This is a genomic window from Negadavirga shengliensis, assembly GCF_042652345.1.
Lineage (GTDB): Bacteria > Bacteroidota > Bacteroidia > Cytophagales > Cyclobacteriaceae > Negadavirga > Negadavirga shengliensis.
Genome location: NZ_JBHSJJ010000003.1, coordinates 333,555 through 355,586, shown reverse-complemented (window position 1 = coordinate 355,586; position 22,032 = coordinate 333,555). Strand labels below are relative to the sequence as shown.

The 22,032-nt window shown below is 44.7% G+C and carries 23 protein-coding genes; 16 read left to right on the top strand and 7 right to left on the bottom strand.

All coding sequences use genetic code 11. The features are described from left to right. Nucleotides 1–9: 9 nt before the first annotated feature. The 3 genes from ACFPFU_RS06900 to ACFPFU_RS06890 all read right to left on the bottom strand — a co-directional run bounded on the left by ACFPFU_RS06900 (nt 10) and on the right by ACFPFU_RS06890 (nt 2,971). Nucleotides 10–1,155 (bottom strand): DNA polymerase III subunit gamma/tau, encoded by a 1,146-nt coding sequence (locus ACFPFU_RS06900; RefSeq protein ID WP_377062842.1) that lies wholly within the window; start codon nt 1,153–1,155, stop codon nt 10–12. Between the two features lie 90 nt (nt 1,156–1,245). Beyond that, complete coding sequence (locus ACFPFU_RS06895) at nt 1,246–2,043, bottom strand: DUF481 domain-containing protein (RefSeq protein ID WP_377062840.1); 798 nt, start codon at nt 2,041–2,043, stop codon at nt 1,246–1,248. Nucleotides 2,044–2,110: 67 nt separating this feature from the next. Continuing rightward, complete coding sequence (locus tag ACFPFU_RS06890; protein WP_377062838.1) at nt 2,111–2,971, bottom strand: GNAT family N-acetyltransferase; 861 nt, start codon at nt 2,969–2,971, stop codon at nt 2,111–2,113. A gap of 138 nt (nt 2,972–3,109) precedes the next feature. Here ACFPFU_RS06890 and ACFPFU_RS06885 point away from each other — a divergent pair, with 138 nt between their 5' ends. From ACFPFU_RS06885 to ACFPFU_RS06870, 4 genes are all read left to right on the top strand, one after another. Next, nucleotides 3,110–4,597 (top strand): DUF5687 family protein, encoded by a 1,488-nt coding sequence (locus ACFPFU_RS06885; RefSeq protein ID WP_377062836.1) that lies wholly within the window; start codon nt 3,110–3,112, stop codon nt 4,595–4,597. Then, on the top strand, nt 4,594–5,292 hold the full coding sequence (locus ACFPFU_RS06880; protein WP_377062834.1) for an ABC transporter ATP-binding protein: 699 nt from the start codon (nt 4,594–4,596) through the stop codon (nt 5,290–5,292). The genes ACFPFU_RS06885 and ACFPFU_RS06880 overlap by 4 nt, the downstream gene beginning before the upstream one ends. A gap of 85 nt (nt 5,293–5,377) precedes the next feature. Next, on the top strand, nt 5,378–6,613 hold the full coding sequence (locus tag ACFPFU_RS06875) for a sulfite oxidase (protein WP_377062832.1): 1,236 nt from the start codon (nt 5,378–5,380) through the stop codon (nt 6,611–6,613). A gap of 2 nt (nt 6,614–6,615) precedes the next feature. Beyond that, nucleotides 6,616–7,080, top strand: coding sequence for a hypothetical protein (locus ACFPFU_RS06870; RefSeq protein WP_377062830.1), 465 nt, complete (start codon nt 6,616–6,618; stop codon nt 7,078–7,080). Nucleotides 7,081–7,084: 4 nt separating this feature from the next. Here ACFPFU_RS06870 and ACFPFU_RS06865 read toward each other — a convergent pair whose 3' ends face one another. Beyond that, the gene (locus ACFPFU_RS06865; protein WP_377062828.1) at nt 7,085–8,473 is read right to left on the bottom strand and encodes a DUF3748 domain-containing protein; all 1,389 of its coding nucleotides are present in this window, start codon (nt 8,471–8,473) and stop codon (nt 7,085–7,087) included. Nucleotides 8,474–8,619: 146 nt separating this feature from the next. Here ACFPFU_RS06865 and ACFPFU_RS06860 point away from each other — a divergent pair, with 146 nt between their 5' ends. From ACFPFU_RS06860 to ACFPFU_RS06840, 5 genes are all read left to right on the top strand, one after another. Beyond that, complete coding sequence (locus ACFPFU_RS06860) at nt 8,620–10,773, top strand: glycoside hydrolase family 31 protein (RefSeq protein ID WP_377062826.1); 2,154 nt, start codon at nt 8,620–8,622, stop codon at nt 10,771–10,773. Between the two features lie 34 nt (nt 10,774–10,807). Next, entirely contained in the window at nt 10,808–10,906 is a 99-nt protein-coding gene (locus ACFPFU_RS06855; protein WP_377062824.1) for a type IV toxin-antitoxin system AbiEi family antitoxin, read from the top strand. Continuing rightward, complete coding sequence (locus tag ACFPFU_RS06850) at nt 10,881–11,378, top strand: hypothetical protein (protein WP_377062822.1); 498 nt, start codon at nt 10,881–10,883, stop codon at nt 11,376–11,378. The genes ACFPFU_RS06855 and ACFPFU_RS06850 overlap by 26 nt, the downstream gene beginning before the upstream one ends. Beyond that, a complete protein-coding gene (locus ACFPFU_RS06845; RefSeq protein WP_377062820.1) occupies nt 11,362–11,736 on the top strand; it encodes a hypothetical protein in 375 nt (124 codons plus the stop codon). The genes ACFPFU_RS06850 and ACFPFU_RS06845 overlap by 17 nt, the downstream gene beginning before the upstream one ends. A gap of 180 nt (nt 11,737–11,916) precedes the next feature. Then, a complete protein-coding gene (locus ACFPFU_RS06840) occupies nt 11,917–12,360 on the top strand; it encodes a hypothetical protein (protein ID WP_377062818.1) in 444 nt (147 codons plus the stop codon). A 91-nt stretch (nt 12,361–12,451) separates the two neighbouring features. Here ACFPFU_RS06840 and ACFPFU_RS06835 read toward each other — a convergent pair whose 3' ends face one another. Continuing rightward, nucleotides 12,452–13,624, bottom strand: coding sequence for a hypothetical protein (locus ACFPFU_RS06835; RefSeq protein ID WP_377062816.1), 1,173 nt, complete (start codon nt 13,622–13,624; stop codon nt 12,452–12,454). 183 nt (nt 13,625–13,807) lie between these two features. Here ACFPFU_RS06835 and ACFPFU_RS06830 point away from each other — a divergent pair, with 183 nt between their 5' ends. Further along, nucleotides 13,808–15,073 carry a parallel beta-helix domain-containing protein gene (locus ACFPFU_RS06830; protein WP_377062814.1) on the top strand — a complete coding sequence of 422 codons (1,266 nt, stop codon included), beginning with the start codon at nt 13,808–13,810 and terminating at the stop codon, nt 15,071–15,073. A 7-nt stretch (nt 15,074–15,080) separates the two neighbouring features. Continuing rightward, the gene (locus ACFPFU_RS06825) at nt 15,081–16,217 is read left to right on the top strand and encodes an SO2930 family diheme c-type cytochrome (protein WP_377062812.1); all 1,137 of its coding nucleotides are present in this window, start codon (nt 15,081–15,083) and stop codon (nt 16,215–16,217) included. Nucleotides 16,218–16,395: 178 nt separating this feature from the next. On the opposite strand, the gene ACFPFU_RS06820 is transcribed toward ACFPFU_RS06825, so the two are convergent. Continuing rightward, entirely contained in the window at nt 16,396–16,560 is a 165-nt protein-coding gene (locus tag ACFPFU_RS06820; protein ID WP_377062810.1) for a hypothetical protein, read from the bottom strand. A gap of 16 nt (nt 16,561–16,576) precedes the next feature. On the opposite strand from ACFPFU_RS06820, the gene typA reads away from it, so the two are divergent. From typA to ACFPFU_RS06805, 3 genes are all read left to right on the top strand, one after another. Then, on the top strand, nt 16,577–18,385 hold the full coding sequence (gene typA / locus ACFPFU_RS06815; protein ID WP_377062808.1) for a translational GTPase TypA: 1,809 nt from the start codon (nt 16,577–16,579) through the stop codon (nt 18,383–18,385). A 218-nt stretch (nt 18,386–18,603) separates the two neighbouring features. Beyond that, nucleotides 18,604–19,578 carry a 6-phosphofructokinase gene (gene pfkA, locus ACFPFU_RS06810; RefSeq protein ID WP_377062806.1) on the top strand — a complete coding sequence of 325 codons (975 nt, stop codon included), beginning with the start codon at nt 18,604–18,606 and terminating at the stop codon, nt 19,576–19,578. Between the two features lies 1 nt (nt 19,579). Then, a complete protein-coding gene (locus tag ACFPFU_RS06805) occupies nt 19,580–19,954 on the top strand; it encodes a hypothetical protein (RefSeq protein ID WP_377062804.1) in 375 nt (124 codons plus the stop codon). Here ACFPFU_RS06805 and miaA read toward each other — a convergent pair. Further along, nucleotides 19,939–20,829 carry a tRNA (adenosine(37)-N6)-dimethylallyltransferase MiaA gene (gene miaA, locus ACFPFU_RS06800; RefSeq protein WP_377062802.1) on the bottom strand — a complete coding sequence of 297 codons (891 nt, stop codon included), beginning with the start codon at nt 20,827–20,829 and terminating at the stop codon, nt 19,939–19,941. The genes ACFPFU_RS06805 and miaA overlap by 16 nt on opposite strands. Nucleotides 20,830–20,902: 73 nt before the next feature. Here miaA and ACFPFU_RS06795 point away from each other — a divergent pair, with 73 nt between their 5' ends. Together ACFPFU_RS06795 and ACFPFU_RS06790 are read left to right on the top strand one after the other, a co-directional pair. Beyond that, nucleotides 20,903–21,658 (top strand): response regulator, encoded by a 756-nt coding sequence (locus tag ACFPFU_RS06795; protein ID WP_377062800.1) that lies wholly within the window; start codon nt 20,903–20,905, stop codon nt 21,656–21,658. Then, complete coding sequence (locus ACFPFU_RS06790; protein WP_377062798.1) at nt 21,651–22,031, top strand: response regulator; 381 nt, start codon at nt 21,651–21,653, stop codon at nt 22,029–22,031. Before ACFPFU_RS06795 ends, ACFPFU_RS06790 begins: the two co-directional genes overlap by 8 nt. The last annotated feature ends 1 nt before the right edge of the window (nt 22,032 follow it).

The window sequence follows — 22,032 nt, the reverse complement described above, 5'->3', positions numbered from 1 at the left end:
GTTCAGGCGTTAGGCTTTTTTTTTTGCCCCATTCCCGGCAACGGCAGCCAGCGACAAGGCATGGGGTAATTTGGCCAGCTTCATCAACACCAATTCTACATGCAGCCGCTGGTTTTTGCTGCTCTTATAGCTCAGGTCAGCTTGGTTACAGATATTCAGTGACGAAAGCAAAAAGGAGACTGAGGCTTTACCCGCTTGCTCTACGTACCTGGATCTTGCCGTTTCTGAAACCTGAAGGAGTGTGGCCATGTCCGGATCTTTACAAACCAGCAGTTCCCTGAAATGCTCGCTCAACCCAACCAGGAAATTATGTCCGTCAAACCCCTTTTTTAGAATTTCATCAAAAACCAGCAAGGCCGATGAAATACTTTCGTCCAACAACGCTTCGGTCACTTTAAAATAATAATCGTAATCCAGTATGTGAAGATTGCTGATGGTTTCCTGATAGGTCACCTTTTTGCCTGCCGAAAAAGTCACGATGAGATCAAATATGGATAAGGCATCCCGCAAAGCGCCATCTGCCTTGGTAGCTATCAGCCTCAAAGCCTCCTCCTCATAATCGATTTCTTCGGTACGGGCAATATAAGCAAGGTGATCTGCAATGTCTTTGATCTGTATCCTATTGAAATCAAAAATCTGACATCTGGAAAGGATGGTGGGGATAATCTTATGTTTCTCGGTGGTGGCAAGGATGAAGATCGCGTATTTGGGAGGTTCTTCCAGGGTTTTCAAAAAGGCATTGAACGCCTGGTTAGAGAGCATGTGCACCTCATCAATGATGTATATCTTGTATTTACCTTTTTGGGGGGGATACCTCACCTGATCTACCAGGCTCCGTATATCATCCACCGAATTGTTGGACGCGGCATCCAGTTCATGGACATTGAAAGAACTGTTGCTGTTGAAAGCCAGGCAGGAATCACATTGATTGCAGGCCTCGCCTTCTTCTTTCAGGTTTTCACAGTTGATGGTTTTAGCCAAAATCCGGGCACAGGTGGTTTTCCCTACCCCCCTTGGCCCACAAAACAAAAATGCCTGTGCAAGGTGGCTGTTTTTTATGGCATTCTTCAGTGTGGTCGTAATGTGCTTTTGTCCCACCACACTTTTGAAATCCGAAGGTCTATATTTCCTGGCTGAAACAACAAAATTTTCCATCACCGCAAGTTATAAAATTAATCGAATTTAAGATTCCAAATCCTGACATTTTAAACACATGACTTTTTCAATAACTTCCACGTAAAGCATTTAAAAATCCAATGACAACCCCGTCTTGAATGAAAATATCAGATTGGTAATCGGTACGATCGGCTTGTCTTCATATCCCAGATCAAAGGAATTGGTAAACGACAACCTGTCAGTGAATTTGGTATTCAGCACGATCGAAGTACTGATCCGGTGACGAAAGTCATTTATGCTCGCATCATATCCCGTTTGATAATAGCTGACGGTATTGATGTCCACATACTGGTTGAGCGTGGCCCTTAGGGAGAGGTAATTGGAGCTTTTTACAAAATCCACCTCCACAAACTCTTCTGTATAGGGATGAAACCACCGTTCCCATTCATAAAATCCCCCAACTCCCAAAATAAAGGTTACCTTTTCATTTTTGATCATCCTGAGCCTTACAGATCCTCCCCCGAGCCATCTTGGATCAAGACCCCGGAAATTATCAAATGAGTATTGCACATAAGTTTCGTAATTGATGTTGTTCTCCCGCAAGAAATTTGCCCTGCCGTGGATAAAACCAAAATTCAGAAAGTCACTCTCATTGATCCGCAGATAATCAAATTTGGATACCAGAATATAAGCATGGCGTTTTGGATAATACATGCTGTTGATGTCCAGGTTATACCCAAACAGGTTGACAGGTGCATCTGCCGCAGCACTTCTATTGTAGATATTCAGGCCAAAAGTAGTCTTGAACATAAAAGTTTTTGCCGTGTCTTTCTCCATCCGGAGCCTTTCTATGTTCAATATTTGGGCGTGTGTTGAAAAGGAGACCACCAAAAACGCAAGAAGCGTCAGAATTTGTTTAACAACCAAAATTTCTGTAGTTAATTAATTCAGGGATTTTTTTACAAAAATAGAGAAGATTAAACAAAATGCCAGTTCAGCCAAGTTCAGGACCGCAGATGAGATAATACCGATGAGGATCTCCTTTGTACAAATTGCTTTTTAGGTACATGCGGATCAGTTCCCGCTGTACCTCAAACCCCGCTTCCTTCAGCCCTTCAATCAGGTTTTTTTTGTCCATGGCAATGTCCAACACGAGCCTTTCCCCAGAAAACTTATGGATGGCGCTTTTTAACAAGCGGAGGGCAAACGCATCCTCATATGCCACCATGGGTCCTAGCTGTATATACCGGGAACCTTTACGGCAAAACAGAAAACCTTTCAATTCTTCTTCCTCCCAGATGCCCATCGCCCCTTCGGGAAAAGTACGGCGCAGATGTCTCAGAACAGCCTGCCGGTCGGCTCCAAAAACCGGGATATCGAGCTTTAAAATAGTTGTCATGTCTTTTTCTTCAATAGGCCGCATGTGGACCATCGCTTCATCCGGAATCATCTTGCTCTGATCAACCCTGACCATTCTGTTCAGGGAATATTCTTTCTCAAATCCCAGTTTCTTATACACATGAAAACCCGCGGGGGTAGCATCCAACTTGACAGAGCTGCAATCCTGCAGCCGGTCAATAATTGCCCCCATCAGGGATTGGCTGATCCCCCTGCCACGGTAGCGCTTATCGACCAGCATCATTCCTATCCACGAAAGCCGGTTCTGGTAGTTGATAGCCGTGACGGTGGCAACTGTCTCTCCATCCACCTCTGCTTTCAAACACAGATGGGGGTTCTGCTCATAAAATAATTTCCAATCCTCAACCGTTTGGTTCCAGCCCTCTTCGTCTTTTAAACGCATGGCCACTTCCAGATCCTTGAATTCCAGATTTTTAATCCCAAAGTCAATATCCATAATCATCAGTTTTTCCCTCCCAAAGATCGGCGTTTAAGCCCTAACATAAAATTTTTTACACCTGTTGGGATTTTTTTTCTATTTTAGACAATCAATATACCCATTCTGTGGCAAAAAAAATCTAATTCAAAACCCAAAATGGTCGCGACTTTAATAAAACTTGAATTGTTAAAAAGGATCAGGTCCACATCATTTGCGAGAAGTCTGACCATTGGGATTTTCATTTTCTTTTTGGCTTTTTTGCTTCTGAGCTACTTGTTTTTATTTGGTTTAAGCCTTAATCATATTGTAAAAAATATCCTCGGACAGGATGACACTGTTTTTTTCATCAACAGTTGTCTATTGTATTTTTTTCTTCTGGAACTGATATACCGCTATTTCATACAGCAGCTCCCGGTCATCACCCTCGAAAATTTCCTGCACCTGCCCATTCCTAAATCGGGAATCATCCATTTTTTGTTGCTGGGGTCATTTATATCCCCCCTGTCCATAGTGGGCTTGCTATTGTTCGGGCCCTTTGCTATGACCGAAATCAAATACACGTTCGGGCCTGTCCCTGCTTACATCTGGCTAGGATCAATCATGCTTACAAGCTGGTCAATACATTGGTTCATGCTATGGTTCAAGCAGCGGTTTGAAGACAATATCCCGGCCATGCTTCTTGTTTTTACCGGATTATTGCTGAGTATAGGAGCCAGTTACTATGGTTATTATGATTTGGGTGCGTTTTTCGAACCCGTTTTTACGTTTGCCCTTGAAAGCCCTGTTCCCATCTTTCTGCTAATTATCATTTTGGTTTGCAGCTACTTTCTCTGCTTTGCCTTTTACAAGCAAAACGCCTATTTGGAAGAGTTAAGTGAAGAGGAAAATTTAAGTTTTGCCAATCACAGCTTCGGTTTTCTCTCCAAGTTCGGGTTGGCCGGAGAGATGGCCAATCTGGAGTGGAAGCTGATCTTAAGGCATAAAAAAAGCCGGACTTACCTTACGTTCTGTCTGATTTTCCTATTATATGGCCTGATCTTTTATAACAACCCCCTCTACCTTTCCGAACATGGTTTCAGCTATATTTTTATTTTCGTGGGCACATTCATCACCGGGATTTTCATGTTACAATACGGGCAGTTGTTTCTGAGTTGGAATTCTCCCGCATTTGATTTTTATATTTATCAAAGAAATGGCCTCAAAGCATTGGTCAAGGGAAAATACCTGATATTTGGGGGTATTTCGTGCCTTTGTTTTTTGCTTTCTCTTCCGTATGCTTATTTTGGATGGGAAATTTTGTGGATACACCTCGCCACTTTTTTGTTTAATATGGGAGTAACCATGCACCTGGTCGTTTATCTTTCACTGTGGAAACCCAAGCCTATGGATCTTAATAAAGGCGCCATGTTCAATTATGAAGGTATGGGCATGTCTCAGTTTTTGATGATTATTCCACTGCTAATGGGCCCCTACTTGATATTTCTTCCATTTGCGCTATGGATCGGCGACTATGCAGGGTTGGTGGCACTGGGTATTGCAGGCCTCTTCGGTATTCTGGCGTTTCCTCTTATTTTAACAAGAATCCAAACCGCAGTGGCGAAAAAAAGGTATGAAATATCATCTTCATTCCGGCAAGAACTATGATAAGAATCGAAAAACTGAAAAAGAAATACCGGGACAATACGGCTTTGGACATTCCCGAACTTTCCATCCCTAAATCGCAATGTTTCGGGCTTGTGGGCAACAACGGAGCTGGAAAGACCACTATGTTCCGTATTCTGCTGGATTTAGTGAGGGCGACGAAAGGCAGGGTCTTGGTGGATGAGGAAGATGTAAGCAAAGGAGAGCAATGGAAAACCAAAGTGGGGGCTTTTCTGGACGAGCATATGCTTTTATCTTATCTTACCCCGGAGGAATATTTTGCGGCCTTGAGAAAGATTTACCGGCTTTCGGAACAGGACCTGATGCTTCATCTTGAAAAATTCAAGGATTTCTTCAACGATGAGGTTTTGGGCAAAAACAAATACATCAGGGACCTGTCCAAGGGTAACATCAAAAAAGTAGGCATCGCGGCGGCCATGCTCGGACATCCCGAAGCCGTTCTGCTGGACGAACCTTTTGAAAATCTGGATCCAAGCTCCCAAAACCGGCTTAAGAGACTTATACTTAATGAAAGGGAGACCAATTTGGTCACCTTTCTTATTTCAAGCCACGACCTGAACCATGTCACCGAGCTGTGTGACCGGATAGTTCTTCTTGAAAAGGGAAGGATCGTGAAGGATTTACAGGAAAGGGATGATATGTCCGCGATTCTGAACGAGTATTTCAATGTGACTTAGCTCACACAAAGCAGCCCTCCATAGCAATTCAATTGGTATTTTTTTCAAAATGTCATAATTTGCCTTTTATACTACGGTAAAAATTATGGCCAAAGAACCTTTCCAAACCAGAAGAAAATTTCTCAAAAAAACAGCCTTGGGATCATTCGCCACGCTTTTGGGCGCAGAAGTGGTTTTTGCAATGCCAAAAGGATACATCCCCTTGGCCCTACAGGAAGTCAATGATCCCTACCGGCTATTCGGAAAACACAAGGACATGGTCGTTCTAAACGACCAGCCCTGGAATGTGGAGTCTCAGGCCCACATCCTTGATGACTATGTCACTCCTGCTGACAAAATGTTTATCCGGAACAACGGACACATACCTGAAAAAACAGATGTGGAGGGATGGACCCTGACCGTTAAGGGAGAGTCCGTTACCGCGGAAAAAACCTACACCCTTCAGGAATTGAAGACCAAATTCCCTAAACATACCTATCACCTGGTGCTGGAATGCGGGGGGAACGGCCGCAGTGAGTTTTACCCCCCTGCGGAGGGTAACCAGTGGACGGTGGGAGCCGTTTCCTGTGCTGAATGGACGGGTGTGAGACTGAGAGATATTTTGGATGACGTAGGAATCAAAAACAACGCTGTCTATGTAGGATATCATGCGACAGATACTCATCTAAGCCGGGATCCCAACAAGGAATCCATCTCAAGGGGAGTGCCCATAGCAAAGGCAATGGAGGATGAAACACTGATTGCATTTCAGATGAATGGCAAGGATATTCCCCTTGAGCACGGGTATCCACTCAGAATGATTGCATCCGGTTTCCCTGCCTCGGTCTCGGGCAAATGGCTAAAAGCCCTTTCGGTTCGGGACAAGGTCCATGACGGAGAAAAAATGGCACCCCCATCTTATTCCATTCCCTGCGATCCGGTGGAACCTGGAGCAGAAGTCCCCAATGAAAGCATGTGTGTGATAGAAAAAATGCCCGTCAAATCCTTGATCACCTATCCCAAAAGCGGCGCCATGATCAAGGAAAATACGGTATTGGATATCCGTGGGCATGCCTGGACCGGAGAAGATTATATTGAAATGATGGAATATTCCATCGACTTCGGTGCTACCTGGCATCCTTGTTCCCTGCAAAAAGGGAAAAATAAATATGCCTGGCAGCGGTTCAGCGCCAAGATAAACTTCCCAAAGAAAGGATACTATGAGGTATGGGCAAAGGCAAAAGACAATACCGGGGTAAGCCAGCCTATGCTAAGCCCCAGTTGGAATCCAAAAGGTTACGTGAACAACGCCTGTCATAGAATAGCCATCAAAGTTACTTGAGTATGCCTTTTTTTCGAAGAAATAACCTTAAAACCTCCTGGGGAATCCTGATAGCGCTCGTTGTCTTGGTATTGGCGCTTATCGGGTTTGTCATCTATCTTCAGACAGACCCTGATTTCAGTTCTTTTTATAAAGAAGAAAAACAGGAATCCCCTATACCCTTGGATGAGATTGAAGACCGTATTGAAGATGGTATCCATGTTCAGACGGGCCTGGTGGCTGATGAAGGGTTGCATCTCGTCATAGCCAACTGCACCGCCTGTCATTCGGCCATGCTGATCACCCAAAACCGGGCAGACAGAGACGGCTGGAAAAAGATGATCCGCTGGATGCAGGAAACCCAAAATCTCTGGGATTTGGGAGCTAATGAAGAAATCATCCTGAATTATCTGTCCCAAAACTATGCCCCTAAAAAAAGGGGACGGAGGGCTCCGCTTACTGACATTGAATGGTATGAACTGAAGTAACACCTCAGGGGCTTTCCGCTAAAAACACCTGAATAAACCGCTTCCCTTCCTTTTCCACATACCTGTTAAAAGCTATCTTGTCTCCTTTTCTCGAAAAGCAATGGGCAAAAGGCTGCTCATCTGAACGCGCAGTAAGCCTGACCGGCCCCTTTATTTCATCCTCCCCGGCTAAAGATACCATAAAGATACTGTTGTCACACACATACGTAAACTCAGGGTTTTGGGGATGCCAGCGAACCATACTCTGAACCGGAAAGGAGTGAAAAGTTGCCTGAATAGGCTCTCCACCCAGAGGCGAAATCAAAAATACCTGAACTGTTCCATTGTCATCCTTAGCCAGGTAACTGATAAAGGAGCCATCCGAGGCCGAACTGAGCCAATGGCGGGGTGTGGTGGCCACGCCGGGAAACCTCCTGTTTTCTGTATAAGTAAGCCGCCTGCTGACCGCTCCTTTGGGCGGCATGGGCATGGTGGACGCCGTTCCCTCCAAGGGTCCCGAATCCCCTTCCTGATGAAGCTCATCGGGAATATCCACTACAAATACCTCGGTTATGGCTTTTCCTTCCGAAGTAAGCAGATCGCCCATATAGGCCCGGGCCCGCTGGTGTTTCCCAGGTGCTTTGAGGTAGCCATGGTTTCCCACCCACCAGTCGCCATAAGCCCTGCTGATTTCATCAGATCCCGGAACAGGGTCTGGCACCACTTTTACCACCAGTGCTGAGAACCACTCCCCCTGTATGTTTTCCGCTTCCTCATCCGGTTGTATACTCACATCCGGTCCTTTTTCTTTTGCCACACCTACCGTCCTCAGGTCATGCTTTCTCCCGGTTTTTCTTTCTAAATCCACCATGAGCGCATCATTATAGGTAAATCCTATCCATTCTCCATCAGTGCTCCATTGATGACGATGGGTTCCACCTCTCAGTGCCCCAGACGTGAAAGGCGGATAAATGTCTCTTGAATCCATAAAACTGACTTTATCCGGCCGGCTTTCATCGATAATGACTCCGGTCCTTCTGTGGCCTGCGTAAGGCCGGGATGCATCCGAGTAGGGTAAGCCGTGGATAAATATAACTTTAGATTCACTGGGATGATAGCTCACAGCACCTATCCCCGGACCAAATTCGGAAGGAGTTGGCGCTTCATAGATTACATGGGTTTCCCCGGTTTTGGCATGTACCTTTTCAATTTTCGCATTTTGTGCGATACCGTCTGGATCCGGTCGGGTATCGTAAACTATCCATTCATCATCAAAGGAAAAATTTTCATTATGGTCCAACTCGTGATTTTGGGAACCAAAAGTCAGTTGCCTTTCTTCCCAAAAAACATCCCTCACTGTGTCTGATTTTGCCATCATCGATATCCAAAACAAATAAAAGAAAACCGGTATCATATCCTATTCCTGATTTAGTGGAAACCTTCTTCAGTAAATGATACTGCCATGGCGGAGAAAATGCCATCCATTGCAATTACAGAAAAGCTTGCCGGTTTAATTATACAATTTTATTAGCTTTATCCGAAATTCAAAATGGTATTATAATGGGCAAAAGACCACTGTTGCTTTTAGTATGTATTTTTTGTTGGACAACTTATAGCCACTCTCAGCAGATCACCTGGGAAATGGTTGAACCGGGCATCTGGAAGGGCACAGTGGGAACCCCTGAGGAATTTGACCTACTAAAGGCCGCTGACGTTACGCCCAGATCCGGAGCACTGGCAAAAATGACTCCTGTAAATTTCCCCCTTGATCAGGAACAAATCGTAGCCATACTTAATGACCGCAAGACTTATCTGCGGTTCCCCTTGGAAAGGGGAGAGCAGCTTTTTGGCTTCGGGCTGAACTTTAAAACGGTGTACCAAAGGGGAAGCATCAAAAGACTTCATGTAGACCATTATGGAGGCAGCGACAACGGGCGGACTCATGCACCTGTGCCTTTTTACCTTTCCTCTTTGGGTTATGGCGTATTGATCAATTCAGCACGCTATCTTGATGTGTATGCCGGCAGTTCAGCCCGCAAAGACAGTCCCGATGCCCCGGAAGCCCTGGACCGGAATACCGATGAAAACTGGACTTCCAGCCCCTATTCAGATGCTGTTGAAATACTGGTTCCCGCTGAAGGGGTGGAAATATACCTCTTCGCAGGTCCCACGCCATTGGAAGCTGTGAGACGCTATAACCTTTTTCAGGGTGGAGGACCGTTGCCACCCCGGTGGGGATTGGGTTTTACCCAGAGGGTCCACAGGCTCTATACCAGCGAGGATGTTCTGAGCGAGGTGGCCGCGTTTGAAGAGCGGGGATTTCCTCTGGACTTCATAGGTCTCGAACCCGGATGGCAAAGTAAATCCTACCCAAATACCTTTGAATGGGACCTGGGCAGGTTCCCTGATCCTTTGCAGTTTACAAAGGAACTTTTGGAAAAGGGTGTCCGGATCAATCTTTGGGTTAACCCGTATGTGTCTCCTGATGCCGGAATTTACCAAAAGATCTTACCCTATACCGCTTCCCACACCGTTTGGGCGGGAGTGGTCCCGGATCTCAGCATACCGGCGGCGCAGAAAATTTTCTGGCAGCCGTTCCGGGATGACCATGTGGGCATAGGGGTAAGCGGCTATAAGATCGATGAAGTGGACGGATATGACAGGTGGCTTTGGCCAGATGTGGCACGCTTTCCCTCAGGCTTAAGTGCCGAACAGATGCGACAGGCTTATGGCTTGTTTGTAAAAAAACAAAGTACAGCCCTTTTCAGAGAAAAGAACCTCCGGACCTATGGTCTGGTGAGGGCTTCCAACGCAGGAGGGACATCCTTTCCCTATGTCCTATATAATGACTACTACGATCACCGCGACTTCATCACCGCATTGATCAACAGCGGTTTTTCAGGGCTGCTGTGGACCCCGGAGGCCCGGGCCTCTAAAACAGCAGAAGAGTGGCTTCGGCGCATGCAGACAGTGATTTTCTCCCCCATGGCCATGATCAATGCCTGGGCCAGCGGTACCAAACCATGGTCTTTCCCGGAAGTGGAACAACAGGTAAAAGAAATGGCTGCATTGCGCATGCGGATGATGCCCTATTGGTACACAAGCTTTGCCTTGTATCATTTTGAAGGCATCCCGCCCTTCAGGGCCATGAATCTTGAAGAAGGTTTTAATGACATTTCTTTAAAAAACCAAGCCGGAAGCGCTGACCTGGAAACCAATCCTTATGAGGAAGCCGTCCGGAAGGAAGTGAAAGACCAATTTATGGCCGGTCCGTTTCTTTTGGTGGCCCCCGTTTTCGCAGGGGAAACATCCAGAAAAGTCATTTTGCCCAAGGGAAACTGGTACGACTTTTATAACGGTCAGTATGTGGGCAACGGGGAAGTCATAGAGGTCCAGGCAGCATTGGACAAAATCCCGGTGTACGTTCGTGATGGGGGAATTATTCCCATGATGGCACCCCGCTTGCATGCGCCTGGTCTGAATGAAAAAACTGATCTGGAGATCAGACACTACGGCACCCAGGCGGGCACATTTTATCTTTACGATGATGACGGCATTACCTATGATTACGAGAAGGGCGATTTTTCATGGAGGGAAATTAATGTTGAAACCGACCGTAACGGAAATTTAACCGGAAAAATAGCTAAGCCGGAAAAAGGAAAGCCGGACACTATCGGAGAGATTACCTGGAAATTCATGACAGATCAACCCTGACAGTGGGATATAGAAGGAAAAATCCCGAAAAACCGTGCTGACTTTGGTCTATGCAGACCTGATCATCAATGGAGACAAAAGAAGTCTCGAAACAGCCCGAATGATCCATGAGAGATACCTCCAAGAGTTATAAAGAACTGGGAATTCCCTATTTCAGAGAAGTTTTTGATTTGCTTGATGAAACATTCCAAGCAAGAGGAATCCCCTATTATCTATTGGGTGCCACTGCGATTTCACTTGAGCTACTCAAAAATGGAATTAAGCCGCCACGAGGCACCAAGGATATTGATTTTGCCATTATGATCAGTTCTTTCGAAGACTATAGAGGACTGGTGAGGGATTTGGAAGAAAAGGGATTTAGGAATGTAACGGATACATGGGCCTATTACCACAAAGGGTTTGATATAGCGATTGATATATTGCCTTATGGAAAGATTGAGCAAAACCATACTGTAAACTTTAATGAAAGAAACGTGGATTTTCATGTGCTGGGAATGAGTACAATTTTGTCAAATAACCTTAAATCGGTTCAAATCGAGGGAAAATTTGTCAATATCCCATCCTTCGAAGGTATGATTTTACTGAAATATGGTGGCTTGGTCTGATCGTTCAGAGAAAAGAGAAAATGATCTTGGGGACATTTTACTGATTATTGATGAATACTACTGGTTAATGAGTGATTTCATAATCGATGAACATGGTGATTTATCAGAATTGCTGGAGGATGACGGAAACCCAAGTCAAAGAAAAGTTGCTTCTCGGGTTCTGGGTAGAGCATCTGCAAAATACCTTAATCAATCAAATCCATTAAAAGAAAGGATATTTATTGTTCTTGAAGAAAACATTAATGCTCAATATCAATCGGATATTGCCAAACATTGGGCAGCAAAACTTGATCAGTCTGTCGGGTATACCCTTGCTTCGTTAGAGGCATTTTTAACAGATATTAAAGAAAGACTTTAACATGACAAAAAGAAATAAAAATATTATCCTTAAATCCGCAAGCGGATTTAAGGTATAAAAATTCCAATTTACATAAACTAATGATGTACAATATGGTTTATTTGTCATAACAATGTAGTAATTTTGTAAAAATTAGTTTATTTTAATATTTTATATCAATTTTAATATAAAACAATCATTATGAGTCTATTGATTTCTACCCGCAAAGCCGCTGTATTGATTTTGGTTCTGTCCATATTTTTGGGCGTAAATGGCTGTTCCAAGAAAATCACCTTTCCTGTTTCCCCAGTTATCCCTACCGCAGAGCCCAGCGCCAGGGTGAATAAAACCAGCGAAGATGAATACCGGGTGAGGCTGGAGGTCAGTGGCATGGCGCTTCCCGAAAGGCTTACACCTGCAAAAAAACATTATGTGGTTTGGATCGAGACTGAGGGTCAGGGTACCAGAAACATCGGAGAATTGAGAAACAATAGAGGCATGATGGCCAACAGGAGCAGGGCAAGCTTTGAAAGCACTACCCGTTTCAAGCCCACCCAGATTTTCGTCACTGCGGAAAACAGCACCAATCTGCAATGGCCCGGTGATCATGTGATTTTCAGAAGTAACGTATTTAGGGTGAAATAAAGTGGGATGGGATAAGGAGTTACCGCCTCCATGGATTCCTTGTTTTAAGCACTATATTGCAGCTCAGAGAGAGGGAATAAGGCCTTAACAGTCATTTTATTTCCAAACCCACCTGATATACTTTAACAAAATCCTCTTCCGTTTCCTGGTTGAAACGGGAGAGAAACCATAATTTGCCATCCCTTACCAAAAACTGCCTTTGATCCAGCTTTTCGGGTAGTTCCATGTCCACCAGCCTGTTTCCATCGAGATCAGTTATGTGCAACCGATAGGGGTATTTTTTTCTCATACGGTCGAAAAATACCCTGTATTCTTCTCCAGAGAATATTTGTTCATATATTTCCTGGTCCTGCCGGTCTATACCCGGAAAATAAGTGGTCAGCAGGAAGTCATCCACATTTTTTAATGCATATGTCTTGCCAATGGTCATACTGGGACTGATCATTCGGGGATCTACCGTTTCTAAAGGTTGGCCTTCGCCTATCTGAAATTCACGGTAATTCAGCGGCACCCTTTTTACCAATGTCCCGGGATCATCCAGATGATAGATGTTTAAGTGAGGATCTTTGGCTACGATTACATAAAGGTGGTCGTTCACTATTTGAAAAACAGGTATCATGTCACCTATATCATGTCCCCTACCATTCTTTAGAACACTTGCTTCTTCGAGATGAAGGAAACGGGTCAATTCTCCATTTTCGGGATTGATCCTGACCATGAGTTGAAATTCGTCGTAGAATTCCTTTTGGTTTGTCCCGAAGCTCGCGTTTCTGGAAATGCCGCTTTGGTAGAAGTGTCCGTTATATATCTGGAATTCCTGATCGGCAGCCGCCCTTCCTGACAAGGAAACTTCTTGTTGTAACCGGGTGTGCTTTGCCAGTTCCCCATTCCTATCGTATTCAAAATATCCCCTATGGGAAGTAAGATATATTTTCCCCTGCGGACTGATGCGGGCCGGAGACCATAAGAACCTGCCGTAGTCTTGGGGGCTGTCTCCCCGTCTTTTGAGGTTCAAAAGATGCTGCCCAGCGAAATCCGCGAGCAATATACTGCCTTGCTGAATGTCATGGAAGAGAAGCAATTCCTGCTGGGGATCCACGTCCATCAAGTCCACAAGGCCAAGGTAGGGTACCTCAATGGAATCGTTGACAACCAGATAAAATGTCTGTGGCTTTTTTTCGTGGCCTTCGGAACCGGACTTCGAGCAGCCTATAATAGACAGGAGAAGGCAGACGCTGAGAACTGATTTGAAGAAATTTTCCATGTTTTTAAATCAATTGATGGATAAGGTTAAATATAATTAAAAACTTAATTATATAAAAGCAGTATTAGTGGAAATAGAGCAGTTTTTTTGCGGGACCATGAAAGAGAATTGACAGATATAAAGTAAATTTGAATAGAGACAACTGTTCCCATTTTATTCATGAAAACCAAATATTTATATAAATTGAAGTTCATCCTACTCATCATTATCCCGCTGGGATGCGGTAGCAGGAGCAATGAGAGAACCTTCGACTCAAGCAAGCTTCCCAGAGTTGGGCAAGAGGAAATTGAAAAGGTCATTGAGGATTTTATTTTAGCAGAGGATGGAGATGTGATCGAAATTCCCAGCGGGTTTTACGCTTTTAAAACCCAGTTGATCTTGGACAACAAAAAGAATGTTACCATCAAAGGGGCGGGAATAGAAGAAACTGTACTTTCTTTTAAGAACCTGTCATCGGGAGGAGAAGGCGTCAAACTCGTAGGTGAAAATATATTGATTGAAAACCTCAGCATAGAAGATGCTCCCGGGGATGGCATTAAATCCCAGCATTGCGATGGCATCACTTTCAGAAAGATCAATGTCACCTGGACCCATGGGGATAAGTCAAAGAACGGCACCTATGCCATATACCCGGTCCAGTGCAAAAATGTCGTGGTAGATGAATGCATCGCCTCCCATTCCCGGGATGCCGGTATTTATGTGGGCCAATCTGAAAACATCATTGTGAAAAATTCATTGGCTTTCGGCAATGTCGCCGGGATTGAAATCGAAAACTCAGACAATGCCGAAGTCTTCGGCAATACAGTCAGGGACAACACAGGGGGAATCCTTGTCTTCAACCTGCCTGGCCTACCCAAAAGTGAAGGCAAAGGCACCAAAGTCTATGATAACAAAATCATCCATAACAACCATACGAATTTCGCCCAGCCCGATCATGAAAGTCCCAATGGCAATGCCGTCGCCCTAATCCCTCCCGGATCAGGAGTCATACTCCTGGCCGCCAAAGAGGTCGAAGTTTATAACAACACCATCCACAATAACAAGACCGTGGGCGTTGCTATCGCCAGCTACCAGATCACTGGCTTCCCTGCCGAAGCTCCCAACTGGAGCCCCTATAGCTCAAATATATACCTTCACAACAACACGTATAAAAGGCCCATGGCCCTACCTGACCTGTCCAAAGAGTTGGGACAGCTGATATCCATGCACGGGGCTCATGGAAAAGCCAAAAGCCAGGACATCATCTACGATGGCTTTTTTGATTCGGCAAAAGGTGATGACATCACCGGAAACCCCATGAACATCTGTATCGATGAACCAGAAATAGAGAACCTGCATTTCACCAGGTTTTATCTGGAAGAAGGTGAAAAGAACATCCAATCATTCAAGGAATATGCACCTTTCAGTTGTAAGTCGGAGATCGTTTTATCCGATCTCCACGTACAATAATTAAGGCATGGATACATTCAGGTTTTATATCGTCATCTTAACCGTTTTGCTGGGCGTAGGCGCCTGCAAACAAAAAAATCGTGAGATAGCCATAGGGCAGCACTCCCATGCAACTGAAACTCCTGAACCCGATTATGCAGCAGACATCAACAAGGTGGACCTTGGCGATGTCCCATTCCGGCACCTGTCGGAGTACGGTTTTTTCGATAAATATATGCGTGAACTGAATCCTAAGAGGAATGTTGTTCCATACGCGCCCTCTTCGGCCCTTTTCAGCGACTATGCTTATAAGGCCCGGTTTATTTGGATGCCTGAAAACGCCGCTTCCAGGCTAGTCCCCGGGGACATGGAGGGCAAGCTGGAGTTCCCGGACAATACTGTACTGATAAAAAACTTTTACTATCCTGAAGATTTCAGAAAACCTGACGGTAAAAGAAAAATCCTCGAAACAAGACTGATCATAAAAAGAAACGGGTTATGGGAAGCATTTCCCTACATATGGAATGAAGACCAGACGGATGCCACGTACAAAGTGGTGGGGGCAGAAATGGAAGTGAAATGGACCGATAAAACCGGCAGAGAGCGAATCATCAAATACATCGTCCCCAATAAAAACCAATGCAAGAGCTGCCACAATGAAAATGAGAAGCTGGTCCCCATCGGTTTGAAAGCCAAGTACCTCGACCATGCCCTGGATTACGGGAACGGCCCCGTCAACCAATTGTCCAAATGGCAGGAGTTAGGGATACTGGATATCGGGGAGGAGGAGAAACTTCAATTTGCTCCGGTCGTGGATTATGAGGACGAAGGGCAACTCTTGCATAACCGGGCAAGGGCTTATTTGGACATCAACTGTGCCCCTTGCCACCGCGAAGAGGGCCCTGCCGGTACTTCCGGTCTTTTCCTGAATTATGAAGAAAAGGATGCTAACAAATTGGGGGTCTTCAAAACACCGGTGGCTGCAGGCTTCGGTGCCGGGCCACATAAATTTAGCATTTTCCCCGGAAAAGCCGATGAATCCATCATGGTTTACCGGATGGCATCCACGGAAGTGGGGGTCGCCATGCCCGAAATCGGCAGAAGTACCGTTCACGTGGAAGGATTGGAATTGATCAAGGAGTGGATCAATTCCTTGCAGCCCTAGAGTATAATGTCGTAGAAAACATTATCTGAAAAAAAGCCGCGACTTGGACCATTTCATGAATTGCCTGTCACCCGTGACCCGCCGGCCTCGCTTGGAAGTCCTATGGAGGACCGGTAGCAGGGTCAATGGAATCCGTGGATAATAAATCCGTTGGTTAACCTGAAAATCGCTTTTTGGCTCAACTCTTGCCATGCTCCCAAAAGGGCTGTTCCCAGTTTGCAATTGGTCTTTTTAGCCATTCTCCGATGGTTAAATCACCAAGCGGTTTTTTAAAACGCTTTATCAAAATATTAAACCTTGCATTTATAAAATCATTTTCGAGATATTCTTCGTACTTTTGCACCTTAATTCAATTTCACATGCAGAGTATCCGTAATATTGCGATCATCGCACACGTCGATCACGGTAAAACCACCTTGGTAGACAAAATCATCCATGCTTCAAAAATCTTCAGGGAAAACCAACAGTTTGACGAGCTGATACTGGACAACAACGATCTGGAGCGTGAAAGAGGCATCACCATTCTTTCGAAGAATGTTTCTGTAAGATACAAAGACGTAAAGATTAATATCATTGACACACCCGGGCACGCCGATTTCGGTGGGGAAGTGGAGCGGGTTTTGAAAATGGCCGACGGCGTGATCCTTTTAGTGGATGCCTTTGAAGGGCCGATGCCGCAGACAAGGTTTGTGTTGGGAAAAGCATTGGAACTGGGTCTTACCCCCATCGTGGTGGTCAACAAGGTAGATAAAGAAAATTGCAGGCCTGATGAGGTGCACGAAGCCGTGTTCGATCTGATGTTCAACCTGGATGCCACGGAAGAGCAACTGGAATTCCATACTTTATATGGATCCGCAAAAAACAACTGGATGGGACCGGACTGGAAAAACCCCACCGACTCCATTCTCCCGCTGTTGGATGCCATTGTGGAATATATCCCTGAACCAAAAATCGAAGAAGGCACCCTCCAGATGCAGATCACTTCTTTGGACTATTCCAATTTTGTGGGCCGGATTGCTATCGGCCGTGTAAAAAGAGGCTCCATCAAGGAAGGTGTTCAGCTGTCTCTGTGCAAGGCCGATGGCAGCATCAAAAAGGTGAGAGTAAAAGAACTGCATGTTTTCGAGGGGTTGGGCAAAAACAAGGTGAATGAGGTTTTTGCGGGTGATATTTGTGCGGTGACGGGCATAGAGGACTTTGAGATCGGTGACACCCTTGCCGACCTGGAAAATCCCGAAGCCCTGCCAAGGATCGCCATTGATGAACCTACCATGAACATGCTCTTCACCATCAACAATTCTCCATTTTTCGGTAAAGAAGGCAAGTTCGTAACCTCCAGGCACCTGAGGGACAGATTGTTAAAGGAGACAGAGAAAAACCTGGCCCTGCGGGTAGAGCCTACCGACAATGAGGACAAATTTATTGTATACGGCCGGGGCATCCTGCACTTGTCTGTGTTGATCGAAACCATGAGGAGAGAAGGCTATGAACTCCAAGTCGGCCAACCTCAGGTGATCTACAAGGAGATTGACGGTGTCAAACACGAGCCGATAGAGACCCTGGTAGTGGATGTTCCTGAAACAACCGCGGGCAAAGTCATCGAACTTGCTACCCAAAGAAAAGGTGAACTCCTGGTGATGGAGCCCAAGGGAGACCTGCAACATTTGGAATTCAAGATTCCTTCCAGAGGATTGATCGGATTGAGAAACAACGTCTTAACCGCCACCCAAGGTGAGGCCATCATGAACCATCGGTTTTTGGCTTATGAACCTTTCAAAGGTGCCATCCCAGGCAGAATCAACGGCTCCATCATTTCCATGGAGGGGGGACCCTGTACCGCTTACGCGATAGATAAACTCCAGGACAGGGGCACCTTTTTTGTGGACCCGGGAGTAGAATTGTATGGAGGGCAGGTGATCGGTGAACACAACAGGGATAATGATATCGTGGTCAATGTGCAAAAGGGCAAAAAGCTCACCAATATGAGGGCTTCCGGATCGGACGATAACACCAAGATCGCACCTGCTAAAAAATTCTCCCTTGAAGAATCTATGGAGTACATCCAGAAAGATGAATACCTGGAGATCACTCCAAAAAACATCCGGATGCGAAAGATATACTTGGATGAAAATGAAAGGAATAGGATGAGCAAATTGCAAAACGCTTAAATTTATAAATTGGATGACGGTAACCGCCATCCAATTTTTTCTTATATCTTCCCCAAAGCTTACGGTTAATTCATTAATTTTAGACATTAAAAAATCAACCTCATGAAATCGAGCATGACGGGATCGTCACACGGAGGGATGATTATCTATCATGCGAGATTCCCCCGAAACAAGTTCGGGGCAGGCTATCTGACCATTGAAAAACCAATTATAAACAGATGAAAAAAATAGCGGTATTTACTTCCGGCGGCGACTCTCCCGGCATGAACGCTTGTGTACGATCCGTAGTGCGGACAGGCATATATCATAAATTAGAAGTTTACAGCATCATGTACGGCTATGATGGCATGATCCGAGGGGATATCAGAAAAATGCAATCCCATTCCGTCAGCAATATTCTTCAAAGAGGGGGTACCGTTTTGAAGTCCGCCAGAAGTGAAGCCTTCAGGACTAAGGAGGGAAGAAAAAAAGCATATGAGCAACTCCAAAGCCATGGCATTGAGGGCTTGATAGCCATCGGAGGGGACGGCACCTTTACAGGAGCAAAAATTTTCTTCGAAGAGTTCGGCATTCCTACCGTGGGCTGTCCAGGCACCATAGACAACGACATCTATGGGACGGACTATACCATCGGATTTGACACCGCTGTCAATACGGCACTTGAGGCCATTGACAAAATCCGGGACACGGCTGCGGCTCACGACCGGATATTTTTTGTCGAAGTGATGGGCAGAGACAGTGGCTATATTGCCATTGAATGTGCTATAGGTGGCGGAGCGGAGTTGGTCATGGTTCCGGAGACCAAAACCACCATCGATGATGTGGTCAAATCACTCAAAGGTTTGAGAAAATCCAAGACTTCCAGCATCGTGGTAGTGGCCGAGGGTGATGAAGAAGGAGGAGCCGCCCACATCATGGATAAGGTAAAGGCCCACTTCAAAGAAGAGGACAAGGAGTTCAAGGTTACCACCTTGGGCCATATCCAACGTGGAGGCAATCCTACCGCCAAAGACCGGATTTTGGGGAGCAGAAGCGGGATGGCAGCTGTAGAAGGTCTGCTTCAGGGCAAATCCAATTGCATGGCCGGTATCATCAACGACAAGGTAGTGTATACGCCTTTTGAGGATTGTATTACCAAGGATAAACCTTTGAGTGAAGAATACCTGAGACTTCAGGAAATGCTCAGTATCTAAAATGGGATTTATACCGATATTTATTACCCTTGGGGCTTTTGTATTCCTCTTTATCGCTATAGTCCACCAAAGTTTTCAAAAGAAAAAGAAAGAATTCCAAACCGATCTCGAAGAGTTTATCGGACTCATAACCCGGTTGCACAAAGAACTGGATGCGCCCGGCATGCTACCGGAAGACAAAAATTTGGAAAACTTTGAAAGGCATTATTATGGACTCAAAAAACTGCCTGAATTTGACAATCAGCATGAATCATTGGCCCTTTTGGCAAAATCAAAACTTGTCGCTTGCAAAAAAGCCCTGTACCAATACCAAAGCCTTCTCACCAAAAAACCCTATTCCATGGTGGCGTCAATCATGGGTCATAAAGCCATTTGACAGGCAATAAAATCAAAAATCCTTTCCTGTTCTGCCGGATGGAACCAAGTATACGTCTCATCCTTTCTCAGCCAGGTCATCTGTCTTTTCGCATACCTTCTGGAATTTCTTTTCAGAAGCCTTATTGCCTCTTCCCTGTCATACAGCCCGTCCATATAATCAAAAATCTCCCTGTATCCAACCGTTTGTAAGGCATTCAGGTGCCTGAACGGATAAAGGGCAGCCGCTTCCTCAAACAGCCCCTGGCTTATCATGTCATCCATCCGGGCATCAATTCGGTCGTATAGCTCATTTCTGTCCCGGTAAAGGGCTATTTTTATCGCGTGAAATGGCCTCTCTGTTTTCACTTTTACCCGGTAGCTGCTATAAGGCCGCCCCGTTCCATAACTAACCTCCAAAGCGCGGATGAGACGCTGCGGATTGTTCAGGTCCACCATTTGATAATAATCCGGATCTACTTCTGCCAATTTAGCCTGCAAAACCTTTAGCCCCTCTTCCCTATATAGCTTGTTGAGCATTATCCTTACGTCCTTGTCTATCTCAGGCATTTCATCCAACCCCTCGGTCACTGCATTGATATAAAGCCCGGACCCACCGGTCATGATCACCACATCATGGTTTTCAAAAAGTTGTCCAAGAAGTTCCATTACGTCCTTCTCAAACTTTCTCACATCATATTCGTCGTGAATGGAATGGGAATTGACAAAAAAATGAGGTCCATTTTTCATGTCATGAGCTGATGGCTTGGCTGTACCGATATTCATTTCCTTAAAAAATTGTCTACTATCAGCAGAAATAATAGGGGTATTCAATCTTTTGGCTAAATTTATGCACAAATCGGTCTTGCCCACAGCAGTTGGCCCGGCTATAATCAAAAGAATTTTGTGATTTGTAGTCAAAACTGAACAATAGAAAGGTATCCGATTCGAAATATAATGAATTTCAAAGATGAAAAACAAGAAAGTCTTGATTGTAGACGATAATGCGCTGAACAGAAAAGTTTTCGAAAACATTATCGGCCACAATTATTTTTTCGACACCGCAGCTGATGGCATCGAAGCGATTGAAAAACTTCGGGAAGAGAAATACGATGTCATATTGATGGATATTCAAATGCCGAGATTGGACGGCATATCCACTTTAAAAATCATCCGGGAAGAAGAAATCACCAATATCCCCATTATAGCCATATCAGCTTATTCGGACCAGGGGGACCGTGAGTATTTTCTGTCCACGGGATTTGATGATTTCATTGCGAAGCCAGTGAAACCCAAAGATTTATTGGAGACAATTTACTACCATTTACATAAAACCGGCAAGAAAAAAGACCTTGCCCCGACGGGAGACAAAAACGGCGATTTTGATGAGACCATCGTTCTCCAACTCCTTAAATACCACACCATTGAAAATATCAAATCCGTATATAATGATTTTTGGGAGGAGGCGGAGATTCTGGTGAAAGAAATAAAAATGCTGATAGATTTAAAAAACTTTCGGGAAATTGGAGAAAAACTGCATATTTTAAAGGGAAATTCGGGCAGTCTGGGATTGACCGGCTTGTACAACATGGTCGCCGAGTTTGAAATGAACATTAAAAATGCGAATTTTAATAATATAAATGAGGATTTAGACAAGCTTGAAAAAAGCCTCGATAATTTTAAGGAAATGATTGATAAAAGGAAAATATTTGAAAAACATGAATGAACCCAAAAAAGTATTGGTAGCAGAAGACAGTTCAGTCATCATCAATCTGACTAAAAATGTATTGATGTTTGAAAATTTCCAGATTACTGCTGTAAAAAACGGTAAGCAGGTGTTGGAAAAACTTGAAAAAGAAAATTATGACTTGATTTTGATGGATATCAACATGCCTGTAATGGATGGGATACAATGTACGAAAGCCGTCAGGGCACTGGCAGATCCAAAAAAATCCAGTATACCTATCATTGCCATTACCGGGAACTACAAGAACTATACTTTGGACGATTTTAAGAAAGCCGGACTGAATGATTACGTACAGAAGCCGCTGGATTACGATTTACTCCTGTCAACTGTAAAAAAACATCTTTTCAAGTAAA